This is a genomic window from Methylococcus sp. S1M (genome assembly GCF_051295855.1).
Lineage (GTDB): Bacteria > Pseudomonadota > Gammaproteobacteria > Methylococcales > Methylococcaceae > Methylococcus > Methylococcus capsulatus.
This window is the reverse complement of sequence record NZ_JBPDXO010000010.1, coordinates 50,482-73,199: the sequence shown is the minus strand read 5'-3', so window position 1 is coordinate 73,199 and position 22,718 is coordinate 50,482. Positions and strand designations below refer to the sequence as shown.

The following is a 22,718-nucleotide window of genomic DNA, read 5'->3' as shown; positions in this document are numbered from 1 at the left end:
GAAAGTAGGGAACTGCCAGGCTCTCATCCCAATCAACCCCGAGTCCCTCCACAGGAACTCGGGGTTTTTATTTAGGGTCCAACGTTACCGCGGCTGCCCTTTTTCTAGGGCGTTTGTGTACCGACAACGAACCAGTTGATGGTTCCCAGGCCGATCAAGGCTATGGTTAAACCGATCTGAAACCGCAGATCCATGGCGTTGATTTGGGCGATCACCTTGGCTCGTTCCACGTCGGATGCCTCGTCCAGCTTGTTTGATCCCCACATAAACAAACAGAATAGGATCAAGGTCGTGAGATAGCATAGGTTATATATCGTATCAAGGAATGTTACGTACGGGAGATCCGGCAATTCCGTCTTATAGCCTTGCTGAAGGAATATGAGTGTCAGCAACACCATTGGTGGGAGGCCGAGACGGACGTCCCATAGCGAGGAAGAAAGCATGGGAGCGAACATGACCAAGGCCATGACGGTCACCAGGGGTAGAAAGAGTTCGAGTATCGATGAAGTGATTGATTTTTTGTAAATGACCTCGAAACGTATCTGGCTGATCTTTTTGGTCGGTTCGCCATCGCTGTCGGCCAGACCGAAGTTGGTGCCGTAATTGTGAATGAAGGTCTTGATTTCACTGCCGTGAGTAATATAGCCCATGATGTCGATGTATTCCCCTGTGCCGGATTCAGCCGTGTCCGGAATCAGCCGGACATGTTTCGCATTGAGCGCTTCATCTTCGGAATTCAGTTCGAAGGTTTGAGCCAATCGCAAGGTCTGAAATGGGAATTGCCTGAAGTTCAATTCGTTTGCGTAGAAATGCCCTGAGTAACGGAAATTCTGATAATAATTTCCATTCGGGAGCCTTATCGGTTCACTGTGCTCGGGAGTCATGGCGAAATCCCAGCCGTTGACCGAGTTGACGAAATCGAGCATCTGGCTCGAAGGTATTCCATTCACAGCAAAAATATCCTGGGCGGCTTGAGGCCAGGTCAGCCACACCCATCCTTCGGCATCGAACGTTTTCTGGTTGGGCGAAAAGTTATAGATGTTTTCCACATAAACGCCCAGGTTCATTGGGATTGCTTGGTCATCAGAGGCGTCGACGGGGATCAACTGGTCTTGTTGCTTGAAGTCGGTGCGATCGAGGATGCCGCTACGAACGGTGATGACGGCGAGCACCAGTGTCGTGACGAGCATGCAGACGACAATGGTATGTCCATGCTTGTATATTGCGTTGCGGAAGTTTTTCATGATCGGACAGCAGGAAATGCCGTGGTGGGGAGTCGGGGATGTCCCGGGTGAGGCGGAAAGAGATCGGCGAAACGATCGTTTTCGCTTCGATCGCCCTGTGGTTCATCCAAATGCCAGCAGTCCCCGGTCCCACAGGTCCGGAGCCTCGTATCCCAGCAGGTTCACCGTGGTGGCTGCCACGGCGCTCAAGCCGGCATCGCCCGGATTTTGGATGACGGCGCGGTCAAGGCGGTCGTAATAGATGAACGGCACCGAGTTGAGCGTGTGCGAAGTTTTTGCTTTGGGCGCGCCGCTGGGGGTTCGCTGGGGCTCGCCGGTTTTCTTGTCCAGCTCATACATTTCGTCGGCATTGCCGTGGTCTGCGGTGATCAGGGCTACGCCTCCGAGCGCATCGATCACAGGCAACAGCCGGCTCAGCGCCAGATCCACGGCTTCGACTGCGATGATCGTCGCCTGATAGTGGCCGGTGTGCCCGACCATGTCGCCGTTGGCGTAATTGACGCGGACGGTGCGGTGCCTGCCGGTTTTGATCTGGCGGATCAGCTCGTCGGTGATTTCGGCCGATTTCATCCACGGCCGTTGTTCGAACGGTACCCTGTCCGAAGGAATTTCGACGTAGGTCTCCAGCGACTCGTTGAACTTGCCGCTGCGGTTGCCGTTCCAGAAATAGGTGACGTGGCCGTATTTCTGGGTTTCAGAGATAGCGAGCTGGGTGATGCCTTCCGCTGCCAGGTATTCGCCCATCGTGCCATGGATGGCCGGAGGCGCCACCAGGTAACGTCTGGGAATGCCGAGATCGCCGTCGTACTGGAGCATGCCGGCATAGGTTACGCCGGGATGGCGTACGCGGTCGAAGGGCGCGAATTCCTCTTCCTCGAAGGCGCGGCTGATTTCGATCGCCCGGTCGCCGCGGAAGTTGAAGAAGATCACGCTGTCTTTGTCGAATATTTGACCCACCGGCTCACCGTCGTGGGCGACGACGAACGGTGGCAGGTCTTGGTCGATGATGCCGGGATGCTCCGCACGCAGGGTCTCGATGGCCTGGGTCGCCGATTCGAAGTGCCGCGCCTCGCCCAGCACATGGGTGTGCCAGCCGCGTTCGACCATGCCCCAGTCGGCCTCGTAGCGGTCCATGGTGATGTTCATGCGCCCGCCGCCGCTGGCGATGCGGGCGTCGAAGGTTTCGTCCCGGAGTTCCGCGAGGAACGCTTCGAACGGTCCGACATATTCCAGTGCCGAGGTTTCGGGCACGTCCCGGCCGTCCAGCAGGATATGGATGCGCACCCGCCGTTGGCCTTCGGCTTTGGCCCGGACGATCATCGCTTTGAGGTGGTCGACGTGGGAATGGACGTTACCGTCGGAGAGCAGGCCGATGAAATGCAGGGTTGAGCCATGCTGCCGCGCATTGTCCATGATTTCCCGCCATGCCGTGCCTTCGAACAGCGCACCGGAGGCGATCGCTTCAGCGACCAGCGCGGCGCCCTGATGGTAGACTTGGCCTGAACCCAGCGCATTGTGGCCGACCTCGGAATTGCCCATGTCGTCATCGCTGGGCATGCCGACGGCTTTGCCATGCGCCTTGAGGAGGGTATGCGGGCACGTCGCCAGCAGGCGGTCCAGGGTCGGCGTGTAGGCCTGGGCGATGGCGTTGCCGGTGGTCTTGGGACTGTAGCCGAAGCCGTCCATGACGACAGTGACGATGGGGCCGGAGATGCCGGGAAAGGTGGGGTGTTTTTTCAACATGCGATGGGTCGTGGGGGGCTATCGGGTTAGAGGGTCAGTCTGAAACGGGACAGCAGAATGCCGGGGACCTTGCAGCCGCCCAGCGCGCGCTGCTCGTAGGTTTCGGTGGCTGGAAACAGCCGGGTTTCCTCGCTCAGTGCCTCGAGTTCGGTGCCGAAGATGCGGTAAAGGCTGTCGTCGAAACGCAGGTCCTGGATGGGCGCGACGATCTCGCCGTGCTCGATGAGGAAACAGGCGTAGCGGGTCATACCGGTCACCCGGGCGCTCTTGAGGTCGCTCCAGTTGAGGTAGTGCAGGTTGCCAATGTAAAGGCCCGAATCCAGGCGTTTGAGTGCATCCCGTTCGGGCAGATCGCCGGGCAGTATTTCTGGCGAGCGCAGCTGCTCTTCCGACCACAGACCGGATTCGGCGCCATTGGAGGTTACGCCGTATTCCCGGGCCGAGCGTGCCCCGGTCAAGAGATTTTTCGGCGCGCCGCGTTCGGCTATGGGCAGTTGCAAGGGAGCCAGCTCGCCGAGGCTGTTGAACCTCGGGCCGAGTCCGAGCGCGAAGTTTTCCCTCAGGCTGAACCGCTCGGACAAGGGCACTTCTCCCTCGATCCAGCGCCGCAGGGCCGATCCGCCCTTCTTCCATGCGCCGAAGCTGACCGCGCCCCAGGACAGCAGCTCGACGACATGGGCCACGGCGGCGGGGGCCAGGTAGGCGCGATATTCGCCTGGCGCCAGCGTCCTGGAAGGCATACGCAATTGATCGAGCCGGTGGCGGTCTGCTTCGATCGCAAGGGCGAGTTCGCTGGCACGCCAGCCCGTGCCACTCAGCAAGCCCTTGACGGCCTTGTTTTCGCCCGCAGAATTCACGGTGAACAGCGAGTAGTCCAGGAAAAAGCCGGATGTCGCAAACCAGTGGTTCTGCCCCGTGGAATTCCGTACCGCACGAATCTGGGGGCCGGCGGCGAATAGCCCGGCGAAATCCGTACCGGCGGTCGCGACGGCAATCTGTTCGATGACTTCCGCCGGGTCGGGGGTGGCGACCTCGTGCCACTCCTCGCTCTGACTGGGATTTTCCAGCGGTGCGGCGAAAGGATCGGGCGGCAGGGATGCGGCGTCAGAGCGGGCCCGAGCCAGCAGCGCATGGAGATCGCGGTGGTCCCGATCCACCCGGCCGGAGAGGTCCGTCGTGAATGTGACTTGGCGGTCCCGGGCCCGGAAATCGAGCTCGAGCCGCCACTGACGGACGCCGGTCGCTTGCCGGACTTTGCCCGTATTGAAGCGGAGATAGGTCTGGTTTTCTGCAGACAGGCTCAAGCTGAGTGCTTCTCCCGGGCGGAGCGCGGCGAAGGCGTGGTCGCTCAGACGCTCAAGCAGGCGATGGGTGTCCCGGGCAAAGCTCACCGGCCACCTCCGAAGACTTCGACGTTGGCAAACAGGCAGTGTGGGGAGGCGTGGCCGACCCGGATCATCTGGTGGGGCTCGCCTTTGCCGCAGAATGGGGTCCCGAAAATGCCCAAGGTGTCGAGACTCCCCACCTTTTTCAGCGAATGCCAGAAGGGGAGGGTCACGCCCCGGTAGTTGGGATTCCGGACCACGCGGGTTAACCGACCATCCTCGATGAGACGCGCATATTCGCATCCGAACTGGAATTTTCGCCGGTAATCGTCGATCGACCAGGAGCGGTTGGCGCTCATGTAGATGCCGCGCTCGACCGAGGCGATCATATCGTCCAGGGTACTGCCGCCGGGTTCGAGGTTGAGATTGGCCATCCGGTCGATCGGCGGCCGGTTCCAACCCGCCGACCGGAAGTTGGCGACGCCGGGAAGGCCGAGCCGCGCCTGACTTTCCAGGCCGCCGAGCCCACGCAGTAGCAGGCCGCCTCGGATCAGGTATTCGCGATGGGCACGGTTGCCCCCATCGTCGAAGCCGTAGCAAGCGAATTCGCCCGGGAGAGTGGGGTCGAAGCTGATGTTCATCAAGGGCGAGCCGTATTGCAGTCGGCCGAAATCCTCCGGTTTGACGAAGCTCCAGCCCGCGTAATTGCGCTCATCGCCGAGGATGCGATCCAGTTCGAGAGGATGGCCGACCGATTCGTGGATCTGTAGCAGCATCTGATCCGGCGCCAGCAGCAGATCGCGGGTGCCGCCCGGACAGTCTTCCGCGGCCAGCAGTTCCAGCGCCTCCCGGCCGGCGCGTTCGCATTCCTGGTAGATGCAGTCGAAGTCCAACACTTCGAGTCCTCCCTGCAGGCAGCGGGCAACCGGGCCGTTCAGGGAGCGTCGCTGGATTTCCGGGCCGTCCTGGGCCGTGGCGACGAAGTTCTGGCTCACCAGGTGAAAGCGCTGGGCGATGTCCGTGCCGCTGGAGGTGGCATAGCGGCTCGAATGTTGGGTCAGGGTGATTTCCGCCATTGTCTCGACGATGTCGCCGGACACCCGTAGCCGGGAGCAGGCGGCGATCAACCTGGCCGTCAGTTCTTCCAGGGAGAGGGTGTCGAAACACTGCGCGCAAGGGCCGGCGAAAGCGCCAGACACGGCGGGGCGCAGGCCGGGCGAAAAAGCCGCTACCGCATGGCGGGCACCCGCACGTGCCAGCCGAGCAGCGCGGCCTGCCGCGTCTTGCAGGCCGGCATGTGACAGGTCGGGAGTCGCCGCATAGGCCAGATTGCCTTCCACCACGGCTTCGACCATTGCGCCCCGCCTCACATGCACCTGGTTCCGCTCCGGTTTGCCGTTGCGGACGGAGCGGTGCTGGCTGACTTCTTCGACGAAGCGCAGACCGATCCAGTCGGCCACGCCAGCAATGGCAGAGAGCGCCGACACCGGGTCGAATTCGGCGGGCGCGGCTTCGGGAGCGTTCATGGCGGCCAGAGGAGGGTAATTCGGGTCCGTGGGGCTGCGGCGGATTCTATCAGTTTCAGGACGGCAGGATTGCGCGATTCCCACGGCCGGGATACGCTGGCGCCGTGAATGCACGTTCACGGTTCGCCGACATATGCCTCTAATGAAGCCTTATCACGGCCGGAATGCTGGCCGGACCGAGCGAAGAAGCCGCGCGTTCGGCCCGCTTGCGCAAGAATCCCGAAGTTCATCCGGTGTCAGGGGGTTCTGTCCAGTGCCTGTTCGACGCCATGGAAGCCGGTACCTGCTCCTCGACCGCACCGTCATTCCCGTCCCGACGGCTGGGAGCCGATGGTCGTGGCGCAGTGGGCATTTTCGGTATCGTGTTTCGATGATCGTGGCCGCATCGCCGAAAGGCTCGATCTTCGGGCGGATAGCGGCGACTGCGCCGTCGAAATTCCGGCGGGGTCTGGCATACGGTGGTCGGCCGGGCGCCTATTCACCGGTCGCCGACAAGGATTTAGCCGCTTGGAAGGAGGCGGAGGAGACCACGGCGGCGCCCGCGATGGCGTGCCGGCTGGAGTCGGTGCAGCCGGGCGACCAGTTGGCCTCCGGCGGGTGGGCTTCCATGATTCATCGGGAGAGGTTCCCATGACGAACGGGCAGGACGGCAACCATCAGGGTTCTCCCGGGCACGGCCTGCTCGTGACGCACGCCGTGCCTGGCCGCATCCGGTTGAAGTCGGAACGCCTGAAGGGGCGACCGCATGAGGCGGAGCAGCTCACCGCACGTCTCTCCAAAGTGGCGGGAATCCATCATGCCGCGGTCAACCCGGCGACCGGCAGCATAACACTGCACTATCGTTCGAAGGCCGTGGAGTCGCTTACTTTTTTTGCTGAACTGGCGGCGGCTTTGGGCCTCATCGCCGTCGACATCGAGGCGGGCGACGTAGAAGGATTGTTCGCATTGGTAGGGCTTTCGCCTGCAGACGCGGTCCGTTCGCTGTGGGGGCGGAGGCAGGTGCCGGCGGCCGAAAACGACCTCGCTTACGACGTGCTTCGGCTGCTGGGAGCCGGCATCGCACTGGGGGTATTGGTCTGGAAGCTGAGCCGCTGAGCGCATGAGCTGGGCCTATCTGATCCTGGCCGGTTGCCTGGAAATCGGCTGGCCGCTGGGTTTCAAACTGTCGCAAACCGAAGGCACGCGACTGGCCGGCCTGGTGCTGGCCGTGCTGTGTATGGTGCTGAGTGGCATTTTCCTGTGGCTGGCGCAACGGGAGATTCCCATGGGCACGGCATACGCGGTATGGACCGGTATCGGAGCGGCGGGTACCTTTTTCGTCGGTGTGTGGTTTTTCGGCGATGCGGCCAGCCCGGGACGTTACTTGGGGGCGGCGCTGATCGTCGCCGGTGTGATGACACTCAAGCTGGCGCATTGAGTGCGGGTGTCCAGGTTTTTCAACACAACGAGGGGTAAGACAATGTTCAAGCGGATATGTATTTCGGGGGCGATGCTGCTCGCCGGGGTGTGTCCCGCCATGGCTGCGGCGGATGGAGGACGGGTGCAGCACGTGGTCATCGTGTGGCTGAAGGACCACGGCAGCCAGGCCGCTCGGCAGCAGTACATCGAGAACAGCCGGCGTCTTGGCCACTTGCCCATGGTTCTCAGCTATCAGGTGGGAACGGTGCTGGCCGGGGACCGAGCCGTAGTCGACGGTTCCTACGATGTCGGCATAGTCGCCACTTTTGAGAACGAACAGGCGCTGCAGGACTATTTGGCGCATCCCGAACATCGGAAAGTGATCGAAGAGTCCCTCAAGCCGCTGGTGGAAAAAGCCGTGGTCTACGATTTCAAGGAGTCGAACTGAGGATCCGCGGCAGTCTGCCCCGTCGCCTCAAGCTCGAGCCTCTTCTTTCCGCCGGCATCACCGCGGTGTCGGCGCGATCCAAACGCCCTCCCTTGCTGCGGAAGCTGTTGGTTTTGCGACAAGCAGCGAGGATTGCATGTCGTAAGTCCGACATGCGGCAAGACCCCAAGTTCATGAAATAAAGAAAGATTGTTCCTTGGCACGACGTCTGCTTGATTGCGCGCAAGCAAGCGATGCGGGAGTTCCCAGCGATGGCCAAAGCCACTGTCACCTTTGAAGACATCGGTGTCACGGTCACCGTCCCGGCCGGGACTCGAATGATCGAAATATCGGAGAAGGTGGGGGCAGGGATCGTTTACGGCTGCCGGGAGGGAGACTGCGGCACCTGTCTCATGGTGGTCACAACCGGGGCGGACGATCTGAGCGAACCCTCCGTCCTGGAAGACAAGATCCTGCGGGAAATCATGGCTGGGAAGAACAACCGGCTGGCTTGCCAGGCGCAAGTGCTGGGCGGTGAGATTTCCGTCAGGCCTGCCTGATTCCAACACGACCGAAAGCGGCTTTTCTCTCATTGGCCGGGGGACAGTACGATGACATACGAGATGAACTGGCTGGAAATCACGGTGGTCATGCTGGTCGTCCTGAGCGCCTATGGCGTTCTGCGCCTCTGTTTTGGCCAGGTTTTCAGGCGGGCGCGGATGGAACGACAGCAGGGTTGAGGATTTCGGCGACGAAGGCCGTTCATCGAGAGAACGGCCTTCTTGCAGGAGACCTGCGCTTGGGCCACTCACATCTGGGATTGCAGATAATTTTGCAGACCCACCTTGCCGATCAGCTCCAGTTGGGTCTCCAGCCAGTCTACGTGTTCCTCTTCGCTCTCGAGGATGTCCTCCAAAAGCTCGCGACTGACATAGTCGCCGCGTTCTTCACAGAAGGCGATGGCATCTCTCAGCAAGGGCAGGGCCTGCTGTTCGAGCTGAAGGTCGCAGCGCAGCATTTCCTCGGGGTTCTCGCCGATTTTGAGTTTGCCCAGGTCCTGCAGATTCGGCAGTCCTTCGAGAAAAAGAATCCGCTCGATGAGGCGGTCGGCATGCTTCATCTCGTCGATGGATTCCTTGTACTCGTGTTCATTGAGCTTACCGAAGCCCCAGTTCTTGAACATTCGGGCGTGCAGAAAATACTGGTTGATGGCGGTCAGTTCGTTGGTGAGAACCTTGTTGAGGTATTCGATGACTTGAGTGTCGCCTTTCATTTCGGGTACTCCGTGGAGGGAACGCGGGTAGTGTAACCGGGGCCGTCGGCTACCGGTAGTGGCCAGGGCGGTCGCGGATACCGGGGAGTTCGCCGCAGGAGCCTCACGGGCACATATCTTGCCTCACGGGTATCGAAGGAGGGATTGCCGTGCCAATAGACTTGTCGAATTCTGAATGCCCCGTGGATCGCGATCTGCCGTCGTCCCTGATGCGCGCAACGGTAGACCAGGCGCCGGTGGCGATTTCGATCACGGATTTGAAAGCCAATATCCTGTATGTCAACGCCGCGTTCAGTGAGATCACCGGCTATGCACCACAAGAGTGCATCGGACGCAACGAATCGATGCTCTCGGACCGGCGTACGCCGCCGGCGGTCTATCAGGAACTGTGGGGCTGCATCACCCGCCAGCAGCCGTGGCGAGGGCGCCTGCTGAACCGCCACCGGGACGGCCGGCGCTATCTCGCCGATCTCACCGTGGCGCCGATGCTGAATGAAGCGGGCGAGACCACGCATTTCATCGGTATGCACCGCGACGTGACGGAAGAGTATCTGCTGCAACAGCAGGTGCGCCAGCAGACTCTGTTCCTGGAAACCGTGGTGGCGTCGATTCCCGTGTCCGCCGTGCTGATCGACGAGAACGGCCGCATCGTTCTGGATAATCTGATGTACAAGGCGCTGGCGAGCGATCTGAAAGTCGAGGAACCCGCGCTGTTGTTCCTGAAACTGCTGCGCGAGGAATCCGGGGAGGACTGGAACGATTTCTGGCACCGCGAAAAGGCGTTCAGGAATCTGGAGCTGCGTTTCGATCCCGGCGGCGGCAGACCTTCGCGCTGGTTTTCCTGTGCCGGTCAGTGGTTCCGCCATGAGGAGGGATCGGTCGACGGATTTTTCTCCGGTTCGGAAAAGGGCTATCTGCTGCTGACGGTGGACGACATCACCCAGCAGAAAAAGCAACAGGAACAATACCGCCTGCGGGGGCTTCAGGCCTTGATGGCCGAGGAGGAAAAGCTCGAGAGCCTCAAGGAAACGCTGTTCGCCGCCATCCACCAGATCCAGGGGCCACTGAACCTGATCGGCGCCGCCAAGAACATCCTGGACCGCCGTGGTGACGACGCCGGCAACGTGGCGCTGCGCGACCTCCTGCAGCAGGTCATGGCGGCCGGCGAAGCGTCCATCTGCACCCTGGAGAAATGCATCCCCCATAGCGACAACAATGCGTTCAAACCCGTCAACCTGAACCAGGTGCTGCACGATGCGATCACCTTGCTGACCGAACGTCTGCTCGCTAGCGGCATCGTGGTGGAATGGGTGCCGACTCCGGTCCTGCCCAGCCTGAAAGGTTCGGAGAACCGGCTGCGCTCGCTGTTCAAACAGCTCATCGAAAACGCCATCGATGCCATGGCGCATTCCAGGCGGCGGGAGCTGCGCATCCTCACCTGGACGCGTGATCAGCTGATCCACATCACCATCGAGGATACCGGTCCGGGGATACCGGCGGGGCTGCGGACCCAGGTGTTCGAGCCGTTCTTCACCACCAAGGCGAGCCTGGGGCGCCAGCACGTCGGCATGGGGCTGGCCGTCGCGCACGAGATCGTCAACCAGCACAACGGTCTGATCCGCATCGATCCGGATTACCAGGAGGGCTGCCGCATCCATATGCAGTTCGAGATCAGACAGACGCAACCGGAGCGGCCTGCGAAGGTTTCCCATGGTTGATCGCTACACATTGATCGAGCGGGAGCTCGACGCCCTCTATCAGGTCGGCCAGGTGTTGAACAGCACGGCCGATCTCAAGGGCAGGCTGGAGGGTGTGCTCAACGTCCTGCACGAGCAGGCCGATCTGCGTTCCGGGATGATCGCGCTGCGGGAGCCGGAAACCGATGCGCTGGTATTGGCGGTACTGCGGCGGGGCGAAGCCGGGCGGACTTCCAACGAGCCGGTGCGTTACGAGCCGGGCGAAGGACTGATCGGCACCATTCTGGAAGCAAACTGCACCATTGTGGTGGAGCGCATCGCTGACGAGCCGCGTTTCCTCGGCCGCCTCGGTCTCTACGATCCGGAGTTGCCCTTCATCGGCTCGCCCATCCATGTGGGCAAGGATGAACTGCTCGGGGTGCTGGCGGCTCAGCCCAGCGAGCGTGAGCTGCTGGGCGAGCGCGCCAGGTTCCTGGAGATGGTGAGCAATCTGGTCGCGCAGAGCGTCGGCCTGCTGCGCGGGATGGAACAGAAGCAGCGCGATCTCACGACCCAATGCGAGCAGCTGCAACAGACGCTGCGCTCGAATTACGGATTCGAGAACATCATCGGCCGGACGCCGCCGATGCTGCGTGTCTTCGAGACCGTGCGCCAGGTCGCGAAATGGAACACGACGGTGCTCATCCGGGGTGAGTCGGGCACCGGCAAGGAGATGATCGCCAGCGCGATCCACTTCAATTCGCCCCGGGCGAGTGGCCCCTTCGTGAAGCTCAACTGTGCCGCCTTGCCTGAAAACCTGCTGGAGTCGGAACTGTTCGGCCACGAGAAAGGCGCCTTCAGCGGCGCCGTCAACCAGCGCAAGGGGCGGTTCGAGCTGGCCAACCACGGTACCCTTTTTCTGGATGAAATCGGCGAGATTTCACCGGCTTTCCAGGCCAAGCTACTGCGGGTGCTGCAGGAGGGTGAATTCGAACGGGTCGGCGGCATCCACACGCTCAAAGTCGATGTGAGGATCATTGCGGCGACCAACCGGGATCTCGAGTCTGCGGTGGAAGAAGGGGCATTTCGTGAGGACCTTTATTATCGTCTCAACGTGATGCCCATCCAGATGCCTCCTCTGCGGCAGCGCAAGGAGGACATTCCGGAGCTCGCCCGCTTCCTGCTGGGCAGAATCTCCCGCAACCAGGGCGGCCGGCTTCTGGAAATCAAGGAGAGCGCCATCCGTTCGCTGATGCGGCACGACTGGCCCGGCAACGTGCGCGAACTGGAAAACCTGCTCGAACGCGCGGCGATCATGAGCCGTGAAGGGGTCATCGACAGTGAGGTGATCGGCATGACCGGGCTCAAGGAGAAGCTGACGACGGTGGCCGATGTGGCTTCCTACAAAGTCGACCTGGGTGATGAGAACCTGGATGAACGGGAGCGCATCATCGCTGCACTCGAACAGAGCGGCTGGGTGCAGGCGAAAGCCGCACGCCTGCTCGACATGACGCCGAGACAGATCGCCTACCGTGTCAAAATCCTGAATATCCACATGAAACACCTGTAGAATTCGCGGCGGGGCCGTATCGAGACGTGCTGTACATGTCGGCAGGCCCTCGTCCGTGCGTGCCGCTGGCCGGTCCGCGCGCCTTTCCCAAGAACAATGCGAGGTGGTTATGAACGATGGACTGCGTCAGGTGAGACGGCCCAGTGGAATCTCAAGGATAGGACCCCGCTCCGGGGTAGTGCTCCTCCTCCTGGCGTCGGTGGCCGAGCCCGCACTGGCCAAGCGGGTTTATTGTCCGACCAATCTCCAGTCTGAGCTGGATGCCATCAAGTCGGGGGGTACTCTGGAGATATCGGGCACCTGTGTGGGCCATTTCGTGGTGTGGAAAAACGTCGAACTGCGAGGCAAAGGCACGGCGCCGACCTTGTTCGGGGCGGGCGGCGGGACGGTGTTGACCATCATGGGAGCGGCCAACAGGGTCAAGGTCAAGAATCTCACCATCACCGGTGGCGGCGGTGTCGGCGATGGCGGTGGCATTCTCAACTACGGCGATCTGACGCTGATCGGTTCGACGGTCGTCGGGAACAACGCCGTGAATCACGGCGGCGGTATCTACAATTACGGCACGACCACCCTGAAGCAGTCTCAGGTCACCGGAAACATTGCCGGGTTGGACGGCGGCGGCATCTACAACAACAGTTCGGCCTCCGGCTGGGGAACGCTGTCGCTGTATGGATCCGAGGTGACCGGCAACAAGGCCGGCGGCGGTGGCGGCGGGATTTACAGCTTCGGTTCCGCCTACCTCAAGAATTCCGTATTGAACGGCAACCAGGCCGGCGGAGACGGCGGTGGACTCAAGAGTGCCCAGGGCTCGATCACCACCGTCACCGGTTCCGTGATCACCGGCAACATCGCGGCCAGCAACGGCGGGGTGTCGGGCACCGTCACCTTCAAAGGGAAACAGTCGACGATCAGCGGCAATCTGCCCGACGGTCCTTGAGGAGCATCGCCGCGGTGGCCGTCCTCGAAAACCCGCCCGGCGCACCCATCGCGCCTGGCGGTCGACCGGGATTCATGGGGCCGCCGGCTGGATGCGGCAGATCTTACGAAGAACCCAGGCAGTGGTTCGCGGCCTGATTGCTCATGATGACCAGGTCGAACGGGAATTCCCCTTTCTGATTGAAATGCACGGCGTCGGCTTTGCTGATCCGCTGCGATATCTCCTTCGCCATGCACTCGCACACCCGCCCCAGTTCCTGGTCGTCCTTGACAAGGCTGTCGGGATCGTTTTGCTGTCCCTTGATGCATTTCTCGACATAAAGTTTTTCGAAAATCTGGTGCTCGGACTGAGTCACCGGAATGTGTGGAGGCGTGGAAGGAGCGGCACTCGTCGTGGCGACCGGCGCCGAAGTCTTGGCCGGTTCGGGGGTTTCGCTGCCGCAGCCGGCCAGCAGCGCGGCGGTTGCGGTGAGGCCGGCCAGGGTCCGGCGGAAAGCTTGATCTTGGTCCATGGGGTGCCCTCGGGACAGGGTTGTGGATGGAATCTGGCGATTACGACAGGGAAGGCACTTTACCCAGCCAGGGCCGGGAAGGGCAAGTCCCGCCCGCCGGCTACAAGGGCACATTGATTTCCGGAGAACCCCTTCTATAGTAAAAAACTCCTGCAACCCTCATATTGGAGACTGACATGAAAAAACTGTTCGCCTTGCTTTTGTTCATGTTATTCAGCCTTGCAGCCTGGGCCGAACCGCTGGATATCAACTCCGCGACCGCCGAGGAAATCGCCGCGACGATGACCGGTGTGGGAAAAGCCAAAGCAGAGGCCATCGTGAAGGACCGTGAGGCTCACGGCAACTTCAAATCAGTCGACGACCTCAAGCGCGTAAAGGGCATCAAGGAAGGCATTCTGGCCAAGAATCGTGACAAGATCACCGTCAAGGCCGATACGGCGGCCTCGCCGGCGCCGGCCGCCGCCACTCCCCCCGGGACTGCGACCCCGGCGCCTGCTGAAACCCCGGCGGCGAAACCCCGGCACTGAAGCCGCGACGTTTTTTCCTTGCGGGAAGGCGTGGTTTCCCGGCCACGCCTTTCATGTCGCCCCCCTCACACGGGCGGCATCTGATAGGAGTCCAGGACTTTGAGGTAGTTGGCCCGTTCGTAGGCGGCAGGGTTGGCGATCCTGTCATGGCCCATGATTCCCTTGAGCAAGGTGACGGATGCGAAACCGTGAGCGTCCATCCAGTGCTCCAGGCCTTTCACGAGCACCGCGGCGTAGCTGGGTCCGTGCCGCAGCAGGGCGGAGGCGGTCATGACGGCATCGGCGCCCGCGAGCAGATATTTGACCACCTCTCCGGCGCCGGCGACGCCGGTCGTGGCGCCCAGCGAAAGGCGGAGTTTGCCGTGCAGCAGAGCGATCCAAAGCAGGGGCAGACGTATTTCGCTGGGGCTGCTCAGTTCCAGCGAGGGGTGGAGGTCCAGCCGCTCGACATCGACGTCCGGCTGGTAAAAACGGTTGAACAGCACCAGCGCATCAGCGCCGGCTCGTTCGAGGCGCACGGCCATGTGGGCCATGGCGCTGAAATACGGGCTGAGCTTCAAGGCGACGGGGATGTGAACCGCCGACTTGACTGCTGTCAGGCTATTGACATAGCGCTGTTCGATTTCTCCGCCGGAGATGGTGGGATCGGTTTCGATGCCATAGATGTTGAGCTCCAGGCCGTGGGCACCGGCCTGTTCGATCTGGCGTGCATAGTCGATCCAGCCCTCGTCGCTCACACAGTTCAAACTCGCGATGACCGGAATGTCGACGGCTTCGACGGCTCGCCGGATCAGCTCGAGATAGCGCTCCGGTCCGGCATGATGAGCGGTGGTTGCCGGAAAATAGCTCAACGATTCGGCGAAGCTTTCGCTTCCCGCGGTCAGCAGCCGTGAGAACACCTCGTTTTCCTGCTGGATCTGCTCTTCGAACAGGGAAAACAGGACCACGGCGGCGACGCCCCCGTCCTCCAGCCGTCTGATGCCGTGGAGGCTTTCCGAAAGCGGGGAGGCCGACGCGACGACGGGGTGCTTCAGAGACAGTCCCATATAGTTTGTGCTCAGGTCCATGGCGCGTTTCCTCGGTCATTGGGTCTTGAGGCTGGCATCGGGATGGAAGTGGGCGCCGCTGCGACTCGCCATTTCCTCGTAGGTTTCCCACTTCTGATCGACCACCTGCTGGGCCAGCGCCATCAAGCGCTCGCTTTCCGCCGGGCGGGCGTGGGCCAGCATCTTGTAGCGCAGCTCGTTCATAGCATAGTCCTTGAGCTTGATACGGGGGCGGGGCGAGTCCAGTACGAAGGGATTGCGGTCGGCTCGGCGCAGCGCCGGGTTGTAGCGGAGCAACGGCCAGTGACCGCTGGCGGCAGCCAGATCTTGCTGTTTCAAGCCCTGCCGCATGTCGATCCCGTGGGCGATACAGTGGCTGTAAGCCAGGACCAGCGAGGGGCCGGGATAGGCCTCGGCTTCGCGGAGCGCCAGCAAGGTCTGTTGGGGATTGGCGCCCATGGCGATCCGGGCGACGTAGACGTTGCCATAGGCGATGGCCTGCAGTGCGAGGTCCTTCTTGGCGACCGGTTTGCCGGCAGCGGCGAATTTGGTGACGGCGCCGAGCGGGGTCGATTTCGACATCTGGCCGCCGGTATTGGAATACACCTCGGTGTCCAGTACCAGGACGTTGACGTCCCGGCCGCTGGCGAGGACGTGGTCGAGCCCGGCCGAGCCGATGTCGTAGGCCCAGCCGTCGCCGCCGACGATCCAGATGCTGCGTCGGACCAGATGGTCCGCGACCGAGAGCAGATCCCGGGCCGCTTCGCAGTCGATGTCCCGCAAGGCGGACTTCAGCGTCGCGACGCGCTGGCGCTGGCGGCGGATCTCGGATTCGGCGCGTTGCGGCGCGTTCAGTATGTCGTCGGCCAGCCCGGCCGGAAGCCGTGGCCCGAGTTCTTCCAGCCGCTGACGGGCGAGGGCCAGATGGTTGTCGGCGCTGAGCCGAAAGCCCAGGCCGAATTCGGCGTTGTCCTCGAACAGCGAGTTCGACCAGGCCGGACCGCGGCCTTCCGCGTTCTTGGACCATGGCGTGGTCGGCAGGTTGCCGCCGTAGATCGAGGAACAGCCGGTGGCGTTGGCGACGAGCAGGCGGTCGCCGAACAACTGGGAAAGCAGGCGCACATAGGGCGTTTCGCCGCAGCCGGCGCAGGCGCCGGAGAATTCGAACAGGGGTTCCAGGAACTGGGCGCCGCGTACCGAGGAGAAGTCCACCCGCGACCGGTCGTTGACCGGCAGTCGTTCGAAGAACGGGATGCTGCTGCGCTCCTGCTCCAGGACCGGCGCCTTCGGCCGCATGTTGATGGCCTTGACGCCGGCTTCCCGGGGGCTGCGGACCGGACAGACCTCCGCGCACAGACCACAGCCGGTGCAGTCTTCGACGTAGACCTGCAGGGTATAGCGGGTTTCCGGGAAGCCGCGCGCGTTGATGGGGGCGGACTTGAAGCCGGCGGGCGCACCGGCGAGCCGCGATTCTGGATAGAACTTGGCGCGGATGACGCTGTGCGGGCAGACGAAGCTGCAGTTGCCGCACTGGATGCAGATGTCCGGTTCCCACACCGGGACCGTGTCGGCGATGTTGCGCTTTTCCCAGCGGGTGGTGCCGGAAGGATAGGTGCCGTCTACCGGCAGGGCGGACACCGGAAGGGTATCCCCGGCCCCGGCCATCATGGCTGCCGTTACCCGCTGGACGAAATCCGGCGCCTCGGGCGGCACCGGCGGCGGCATTTCCAGGCGGCTGGTGGCCCGCGCCGGCACCTCCACCCGATACAGATGCGCCAGGGTATGGTCCACCGCGGCGAAGTTCTTCTTGACCACATCCTCGCCTTTCTTGCCGTAGGTCTTGCGGATCGAGGTCTTGATCCGTTCGATCGCCTCCTCGCGCGGCAGCACGCCGGAGAGGGCGAAGAAGCAGGTCTGCATGATGGTGTTGGTACGGCTGCCCATGCCGGATTCCGCGGCGACTTTGGACGCATCGATGACGTAGAAAGCGATGTTCTGAGCGATGATACGTTCCTGCACCGGGCGGGGCAGGTGGTCCCACACGGTGTCCGGTCCGTAGGGGCTGTTGAGCAGAAACACCGCTCCCGGGCGGGAGTGCTCCAGCACGTCGATCTTTTCCACGAAGTTGAACTGATGGCAGCCGATGAAGCCGGCCGAGCGGATCAGATAGGGCGATTCGATCGGGCGGGGACCGAAGCGTACATGGGAGACGGTGCGGGAGCCGGATTTCTTCGAGTCGTAGACGAAATAGCCCTGCGCGTAAAGCGGAGTGGATTCGCCGATGATCTTGATACTGTTCTTGTTGGCGCCGACGGTGCCATCGGCGCCCAAGCCGAAGAACAGGGCGCGCACCACGTCCTCCGGCTCGATCTCGAACCGTTCGTCGTAATCCAGGCTGGTGTGGGATACGTCGTCACGGATGCCGACGGTGAAATGGTTCTTCGGTTGCGGCCGGGCCAGTTCGTCCAGCACCGCTTTGGCCATGGCCGGCGTGAATTCCTTGGACGAGAGACCGTAGCGCCCGCCGATGACCCGGACCGGTGATCCGCTTTCTGCCAGCGCCGTGACGACGTCGGTATAGAGCGGCTCACCCATGGCACCTGGCAGCTTGAGCCGGTCCAGCACCGCAATGGCCCGGACGCTCGGCGGCAACGCAGCCAAGAAGTGAGGCGCGGAAAAGGGCAGAGCAAGGCGTGTTTGCACCACGCCGACCTTCTCGCCCCGCCGGCACAGGAAGGCGACGGTCTCGCGCAGGGTGAGCGCTCCGGAACCCATCACCACTGCGACCCGCTCGGCCTGGGGATCGCCGAAGTAATCGAACAGCCGGTACTGCCGGCCGCTGAGTCCGGCGAATTTGTCGAACTGCGACTGCACGATTTCGGGCAAACGGGCATAGAACGGGTTGACGGTCTCCCGGCCCTGGAAATAGACGTCCGGGTTCTGGGCGGTGCCGCGGATGAAGGGGTTGTCTGGATTCAGGGCTCGCGCCCGATGTTCGCGGACACGGACCGGGTCGATCAGAGCCCGGAGGGTCTGGTCGGGTATCAGGGTCAGTTTGTTGACCTCGTGCGACGTGCGGAAGCCATCGAAGAAATGCACGAAGGGAATCCGGGATTCCAGACTGGCGGCCTGGGCCAGGGCAGCCATGTCGTGCGCCTCCTGCACCGATCCGGAAGCGAGCTGGGCGAAGCCGGTGGGGCGCACGGCGGCAACGTCGGAATGGTCACCGAAGATGGACAGGCCCTGAGCGGCGAGCGAGCGAGCGGCGACATGGAACACCGTCGGGGTGAGCTCGCCGGCGATCTTGTACATGTTCGGGATCATCAGCAAGAGTCCCTGCGAGGCTGTGAAGGTGGTGGTCAAGGCGCCTGTCTGCAGCGCCCCGTGCACCGCTCCGGCCGCCCCTCCTTCACTCTGCATCTCCACCACCAGCGGCACGTTGCCCCAGATATTGGTCTTGCCTTCCGCCGCCCACTGGTCGGCCAGCTCGGCCATGGTGGAGGACGGGGTGATCGGATAGATCGCGCAGACCTCATTGATCCGGTAGGCGATGTAAGCCACCGCCTCATTGCCGTCGAGCGTGGTTTCGATGGTCGAATGCATGGGTCTCAAGCTCCCGGTTCGCTGATCATTTCAATGGCATGGGCGGGACATTGTTCATGGCATACGGCACAGCCGGTGCAGCGGTCGTAGTCGTAGCGGTAGCGTTTGCCCGGGCCCAGCTTGACGATGGCCTGCTCGGGGCAGGCGCCGTAGCAGCCATCGCATTCGAAACAGTTACCGCAGGAGAAGCAGCGCCGCGCTTCGAACAGCGCCTCGGGCTCGCTCAGCCCCTGCACGACCTCGTCGAAGCCATAGGCCCGCACGACCGGGTCGAGCACGGGTTGTTCGCGCTGGTCGGCCTCGGTCAGGTACCAGACGTGGAGCTGATCGAAGCCGACGATGGGATGTTTGGGGGGTGGGGCATAGGTCGTGCCGCGCAGATAGGCGTCGATGTGGCGGGCGGCCTTCTTGCCATGGCCGACCGCGACCGTCACGGTGCGCTCGCTGGGCACCATGTCGCCGCCGGCGAAGATGCCGGCCTTGCCGGTCATCAGGTTGGCGTCGACCAGCACCGTGCCGTCTTCCTTGAAGCGGATTCCGGGGATCCTGTGCAGGAAGGCGGTGTCGGTGTCCTGCCCCAGGGCGAGGATCAGGGCGTCGGCTTCCAGGGTCTCGAATTCTCCCGTCGGCTGCGGGTAGCCGTGTTCGTCGATGCGCATGACCTCGACCTGGATGTGGGTCTGGTCGATCTGCTTGATGCTGCGCAGCCAATTGATCTTGACGCCCTCCTCCAGCGCCTCGTCGGCCTCGAACGGATGGGCCGGCATGTGCTCGCGGTCGCGGCGGTAGATGATGAGGGCTTCTTCCGCACCCAGGCGCTTGGCGGTGCGGGCGGCGTCCATGGCGGTGTTGCCGCCGCCGTAGATTGCGACCCGGCGTCCCAGTTTCGGCGGATCGCCGCTGGCGGACTGACGGAGGAAACTGACTGCATCGAGAATCTTGCCGGCATCGCGGGAGGGGATCTCGACCCGTTTGCTCAGCTGCGCTCCGATGGCGAGGAAGACGGCATCGAAACGTCCATTGGTCTGCTCCTCGAGTACGTCATCGACCCGGTGATTGAGCCGGATTTTGACCCCCATCCGCTGGATGCGCTGGATTTCCTGCTCCAGTTCGCGACGGGGCAGGCGATAGGCGGGGATACCGAAATGCATCATGCCGCCGGCCAGGGGGCCCGCCTCGTGGATCTCGACCTCATGTCCCAGGCGCACGAGATGATAGGCGGCCGACAGCCCGCTGGGTCCGGCGCCGATCACCAGCACCCGCCGGCCGCTGGGCGGCGCCTCGGTCTCCGCCTCCCAGCCCTCCCGCAGTGCGAGGTCACCCAGGAAGCGTTCGACCGCATGGATGCTCACCGCCTCGTCGACTTCGTTGCGGTTGCAATGGGACTCGCAGGGGTGGTAGCAGACGCGGCCGTGCACCGCCGGCATCGGGTTGTCCCGCATCAGGATCTGCCAGGCGCGCCGGTAGCGGCCGGCCTGGGCCTCGGCCAGCCAGGCCTGGATGTTTTCGCCGGCCGGACAGGCGCTGTTGCAGGGCGGCAGCAGGTCGACGTAGATCGGACGGCGGCGGCGCACTGGGCCGGTGCCTTTGCCGTGACCGGTCAGATCGGGAGGGAGGGTGATGTCGCTGAACTTGGGGCCGCTCATGGCGTTTCTCCATCGGGTTGAGGCGGGCCTGCCGAACGGAAAGGAATTATCCTCTCTTCGACTCAAGTTTAGCGGGAAATAAGAAACGGACGCCGGGAAGCGGTCGCACCTTGCGCCCGGCTATTTGGGTACGGCGAGCCACGGCAGGGCGGAAGGGGGTGGAGGCCCAACGGAAGGCACCCGCGTGCTGAGTCCGCCGATGACCGCAAATGCGGCGGCAGCCAGAACGAGGAATATCTTCTCGATTGGATTCATGTCGGGCCCCGGAGGAGTGCGCCGGTTGCAGGTACGTCGCCATCGTGGGGTCCGGGGTTGTCCCTCTTATCTCCTGTTTGTATGCGCCCCGATACAGAGGGCGGGCGATCATTTCCGGGGCAGGTTGAGGCGGGCGATGAGCCCGCCTTCGGGACAGTTGCGCAGTGTCAGGCGACCGCCATGGCTGAGGGCGACGTCCCGGGCGATGGACAAGCCCAGGCCGGTGCCACCGGAGGCCCTGTTGCGGGAGGTTTCGAGCCGGACGAACGGTGCGAACACGGCTTCGAGATGGTCCTCGGGGATGCCCGGGCCGTGATCCCGGACTTCGATGATCAGGGTGCCGGGCGTATCCTTCAGTGTGATCTCGGCGCTCTGGCCATAGCGCAGAGCATTGCCGATCAGGTTGTCCAGGCAGCGCCGCAGCGCGACGGGACGGGCCATGATGGGCTTGGCCTTGCCGTTGACACTGACTTGCTGGCCCTGATCCTGAGCGTCCTCCGCGAGCGAGTTCACCAGGGCTTCGACGTCCAGCGGCTGCAGCGGTTCGGGTTCGACATGGCCGCGGAGATAATCCAGGGTCGATCCCAACATGATCGACATCTCGCGCAGGTCCTCGTGCAGTTTTTCGCGGAGTTCGGGCGGCTCGACGCCTTCGACGCGGAGGTTGAGACGGGTGATCGGCGTGCGCAGATCGTGGGACACTGCCGCCAGGAACTGGCTGCGCTGGCGGATCTGCTCGAGCAGCTGCGCCTGCATGCGGTTGAGTGCGCGGGCAGCCTGGCGGGCTTCGGCCGGACCGCTTTCCTCCAATGGCTGGGTGCTGAGGCTGTCGCCGAAATGCTCGGCGGCCTGGGCGATGCGGTTGATCGGCCGGGACAGCCAGCGGGCGCCGATCCAGGCCGTCAGGCCCAGGGCGATGAGCCGCATCGCCGCGCTGATCCAGCCGCCGTGCGGACGGTAGGGGAGGGGCAGGCGGGTCCCGGGGGCGTCGCCGGGGAGCGGGGTGACGGTGGGCGTCGGCGCAGGCTCCTGCCCCGGCACGCGCCACCCGAAGTTGTCCTTCGGTGGCGGGAAGTCGACTGGCGGAGGTCGCGATAGCCACTCCGGCAATGGCGGCAGGCGAGGAGGGGCCGGAAGGGGCGAAGGGGGAGGCGGGGGGGGCGGAGGCTCGGACAGCTCCAGGTTGAACACCACCGCCATGCCCAGGAAATGGCTGGCCGTCAAGGTCACCAGCAGCAGCAGGAACAGCCGGGTGAACAGCGTGTCCGGGATCAGGCGCCGCATTTGCTTACCCGAGCGCTGAAGAAATAACCTTCGCCGCGGATGGTCTTGATGAGTTTGGGATTCTTGGGGTCATCCTGCAGTTTCTGGCGCAGCCGGGAGACCAGCAGGTCGATGCTGCGGTCGAAGACTTCCATGGCCCGGCCGCGGGCATAGTCGAGCAGCTGATCGCGGGTCAGGATGCGGTTGGGACGCTCGATGAACACGCTCAGCAGGCGGAACTCGGCATTGGAGAGAGGAACGACCATGCCTTCGGGCGAGGTCAGTTGCCGGAGCACCCGGTGCAGCCGCCACCCTTCGAATTCCACGGCGATGTCGGAGGATTCGGGGCTTTCCGGTTCGCGCTCGTGCCGGGCGCGCCGGAGGATGGATTGGATGCGAGCCACCAGTTCACGCGGCTCGAACGGCTTGGCTACGTAGTCGTCGGCGCCGAGTTCCAGGCCGACCACCCGGTCCATGGGATCGCCCCTGGCCGTCAGCATGATGACCGGAATGTCGCTCTCGCCACGGAGCGACCGGCACAGGGTCAGGCCGTCTTCGCCGGGCAGCATCAGGTCCAGCACGACGAGGTCGAACGAACTTTCCGCCAGCGCCTTTTTCATCGCCGCGCCATCATGGACACCGACGGCTTCCATGCCGAAGCGCGAGAGGTATCCGCCGAGCAGATTCCGAATCTCGACGTCGTCATCCACGATCAGAATACGTGTGGTCGGTGCCTGCATGGAGC

Annotated in this window: 21 protein-coding genes; 9 read left to right on the top strand and 12 right to left on the bottom strand. The window is 63.0% G+C overall.

Features of this window, described 5'->3' with window-relative positions; all coding sequences use genetic code 11:
• Window positions 1-104 precede the first annotated feature (104 nt).
• From ACSHWJ_RS14600 to ACSHWJ_RS14580, 5 genes are all read right to left on the bottom strand, one after another.
• Window positions 105-1,244: a hypothetical protein gene (locus tag ACSHWJ_RS14600; RefSeq protein WP_432539927.1), complete on the bottom strand. Its 1,140-nt coding sequence runs from the start codon at window positions 1,242-1,244 to the stop codon at window positions 105-107.
• 102 nt (window positions 1,245-1,346) lie between these two features.
• On the bottom strand, window positions 1,347-2,987 hold the full coding sequence (gene gpmI / locus ACSHWJ_RS14595; RefSeq protein WP_017365046.1) for a 2,3-bisphosphoglycerate-independent phosphoglycerate mutase: 1,641 nt from the start codon (window positions 2,985-2,987) through the stop codon (window positions 1,347-1,349).
• A gap of 26 nt (window positions 2,988-3,013) precedes the next feature.
• Complete coding sequence (locus tag ACSHWJ_RS14590) at window positions 3,014-4,378, bottom strand: TldD/PmbA family protein (RefSeq protein WP_432539928.1); 1,365 nt, start codon at window positions 4,376-4,378, stop codon at window positions 3,014-3,016.
• Entirely contained in the window at window positions 4,375-5,838 is a 1,464-nt protein-coding gene (locus ACSHWJ_RS14585; RefSeq protein WP_432539929.1) for a TldD/PmbA family protein, read from the bottom strand. The genes ACSHWJ_RS14590 and ACSHWJ_RS14585 overlap by 4 nt, the downstream gene beginning before the upstream one ends.
• A gap of 474 nt (window positions 5,839-6,312) precedes the next feature.
• Window positions 6,313-6,447, bottom strand: a complete 135-nt coding sequence (locus ACSHWJ_RS14580; RefSeq protein ID WP_274517077.1) for a hypothetical protein — start codon at window positions 6,445-6,447, stop codon at window positions 6,313-6,315.
• A 21-nt stretch (window positions 6,448-6,468) separates the two neighbouring features.
• On the opposite strand from ACSHWJ_RS14580, the gene ACSHWJ_RS14575 reads away from it, so the two are divergent.
• From ACSHWJ_RS14575 to ACSHWJ_RS14555, 5 genes are all read left to right on the top strand, one after another.
• Window positions 6,469-6,933 carry an HMA2 domain-containing protein gene (locus ACSHWJ_RS14575; RefSeq protein ID WP_017365051.1) on the top strand — a complete coding sequence of 155 codons (465 nt, stop codon included), beginning with the start codon at window positions 6,469-6,471 and terminating at the stop codon, window positions 6,931-6,933.
• Between the two features lie 4 nt (window positions 6,934-6,937).
• On the top strand, window positions 6,938-7,255 hold the full coding sequence (locus ACSHWJ_RS14570) for a DMT family transporter (RefSeq protein WP_432539930.1): 318 nt from the start codon (window positions 6,938-6,940) through the stop codon (window positions 7,253-7,255).
• 42 nt (window positions 7,256-7,297) lie between these two features.
• Complete coding sequence (locus ACSHWJ_RS14565) at window positions 7,298-7,684, top strand: Dabb family protein (RefSeq protein ID WP_256996408.1); 387 nt, start codon at window positions 7,298-7,300, stop codon at window positions 7,682-7,684.
• 251 nt (window positions 7,685-7,935) lie between these two features.
• Window positions 7,936-8,223: a 2Fe-2S iron-sulfur cluster-binding protein gene (locus tag ACSHWJ_RS14560; RefSeq protein WP_010960088.1), complete on the top strand. Its 288-nt coding sequence runs from the start codon at window positions 7,936-7,938 to the stop codon at window positions 8,221-8,223.
• Window positions 8,224-8,274: 51 nt separating this feature from the next.
• Window positions 8,275-8,403 carry a hypothetical protein gene (locus ACSHWJ_RS14555; protein WP_256993108.1) on the top strand — a complete coding sequence of 43 codons (129 nt, stop codon included), beginning with the start codon at window positions 8,275-8,277 and terminating at the stop codon, window positions 8,401-8,403.
• Window positions 8,404-8,471: 68 nt separating this feature from the next.
• Here the strand turns inward: ACSHWJ_RS14555 and bfr are convergent, their stop codons facing one another.
• Window positions 8,472-8,936 (bottom strand): bacterioferritin, encoded by a 465-nt coding sequence (gene bfr, locus ACSHWJ_RS14550; RefSeq protein WP_010960090.1) that lies wholly within the window; start codon window positions 8,934-8,936, stop codon window positions 8,472-8,474.
• A 182-nt stretch (window positions 8,937-9,118) separates the two neighbouring features.
• On the opposite strand from bfr, the gene nifL reads away from it, so the two are divergent.
• The 3 genes from nifL to ACSHWJ_RS14535 all read left to right on the top strand — a co-directional run bounded on the left by nifL (window position 9,119) and on the right by ACSHWJ_RS14535 (window position 13,122).
• On the top strand, window positions 9,119-10,654 hold the full coding sequence (gene nifL, locus ACSHWJ_RS14545; RefSeq protein WP_435920379.1) for a nitrogen fixation negative regulator NifL: 1,536 nt from the start codon (window positions 9,119-9,121) through the stop codon (window positions 10,652-10,654).
• Window positions 10,647-12,182: a nif-specific transcriptional activator NifA gene (gene nifA, locus ACSHWJ_RS14540; protein WP_010960092.1), complete on the top strand. Its 1,536-nt coding sequence runs from the start codon at window positions 10,647-10,649 to the stop codon at window positions 12,180-12,182. Before nifL ends, nifA begins: the two co-directional genes overlap by 8 nt.
• 178 nt (window positions 12,183-12,360) lie before the next feature.
• Window positions 12,361-13,122: a hypothetical protein gene (locus tag ACSHWJ_RS14535; RefSeq protein ID WP_017365055.1), complete on the top strand. Its 762-nt coding sequence runs from the start codon at window positions 12,361-12,363 to the stop codon at window positions 13,120-13,122.
• A gap of 103 nt (window positions 13,123-13,225) precedes the next feature.
• Here the strand turns inward: ACSHWJ_RS14535 and ACSHWJ_RS14530 are convergent, their stop codons facing one another.
• Window positions 13,226-13,633, bottom strand: coding sequence for a hypothetical protein (locus ACSHWJ_RS14530; protein ID WP_432539932.1), 408 nt, complete (start codon window positions 13,631-13,633; stop codon window positions 13,226-13,228).
• A gap of 176 nt (window positions 13,634-13,809) precedes the next feature.
• Between ACSHWJ_RS14530 and ACSHWJ_RS14525 the strand changes: the two genes are divergently transcribed.
• Window positions 13,810-14,160: a ComEA family DNA-binding protein gene (locus tag ACSHWJ_RS14525; RefSeq protein ID WP_010960095.1), complete on the top strand. Its 351-nt coding sequence runs from the start codon at window positions 13,810-13,812 to the stop codon at window positions 14,158-14,160.
• A gap of 65 nt (window positions 14,161-14,225) precedes the next feature.
• On the opposite strand, the gene ACSHWJ_RS14520 is transcribed toward ACSHWJ_RS14525, so the two are convergent.
• From ACSHWJ_RS14520 to ACSHWJ_RS14500, 5 genes are all read right to left on the bottom strand, one after another.
• Complete coding sequence (locus ACSHWJ_RS14520; protein WP_010960096.1) at window positions 14,226-15,227, bottom strand: dihydroorotate dehydrogenase-like protein; 1,002 nt, start codon at window positions 15,225-15,227, stop codon at window positions 14,226-14,228.
• Between the two features lie 15 nt (window positions 15,228-15,242).
• A complete protein-coding gene (gene nifJ / locus ACSHWJ_RS14515; protein ID WP_432539933.1) occupies window positions 15,243-18,809 on the bottom strand; it encodes a pyruvate:ferredoxin (flavodoxin) oxidoreductase in 3,567 nt (1,188 codons plus the stop codon).
• Window positions 18,810-18,814: 5 nt separating this feature from the next.
• The gene (locus ACSHWJ_RS14510; protein ID WP_010960098.1) at window positions 18,815-20,455 is read right to left on the bottom strand and encodes an NAD(P)-binding protein; all 1,641 of its coding nucleotides are present in this window, start codon (window positions 20,453-20,455) and stop codon (window positions 18,815-18,817) included.
• A 363-nt stretch (window positions 20,456-20,818) separates the two neighbouring features.
• Entirely contained in the window at window positions 20,819-21,994 is a 1,176-nt protein-coding gene (locus ACSHWJ_RS14505) for an ATP-binding protein (RefSeq protein ID WP_010960099.1), read from the bottom strand.
• Window positions 21,982-22,713, bottom strand: coding sequence for a response regulator (locus tag ACSHWJ_RS14500; protein ID WP_218797412.1), 732 nt, complete (start codon window positions 22,711-22,713; stop codon window positions 21,982-21,984). Before ACSHWJ_RS14500 ends, ACSHWJ_RS14505 begins: the two co-directional genes overlap by 13 nt.
• Window positions 22,714-22,718 lie beyond the last annotated feature (5 nt).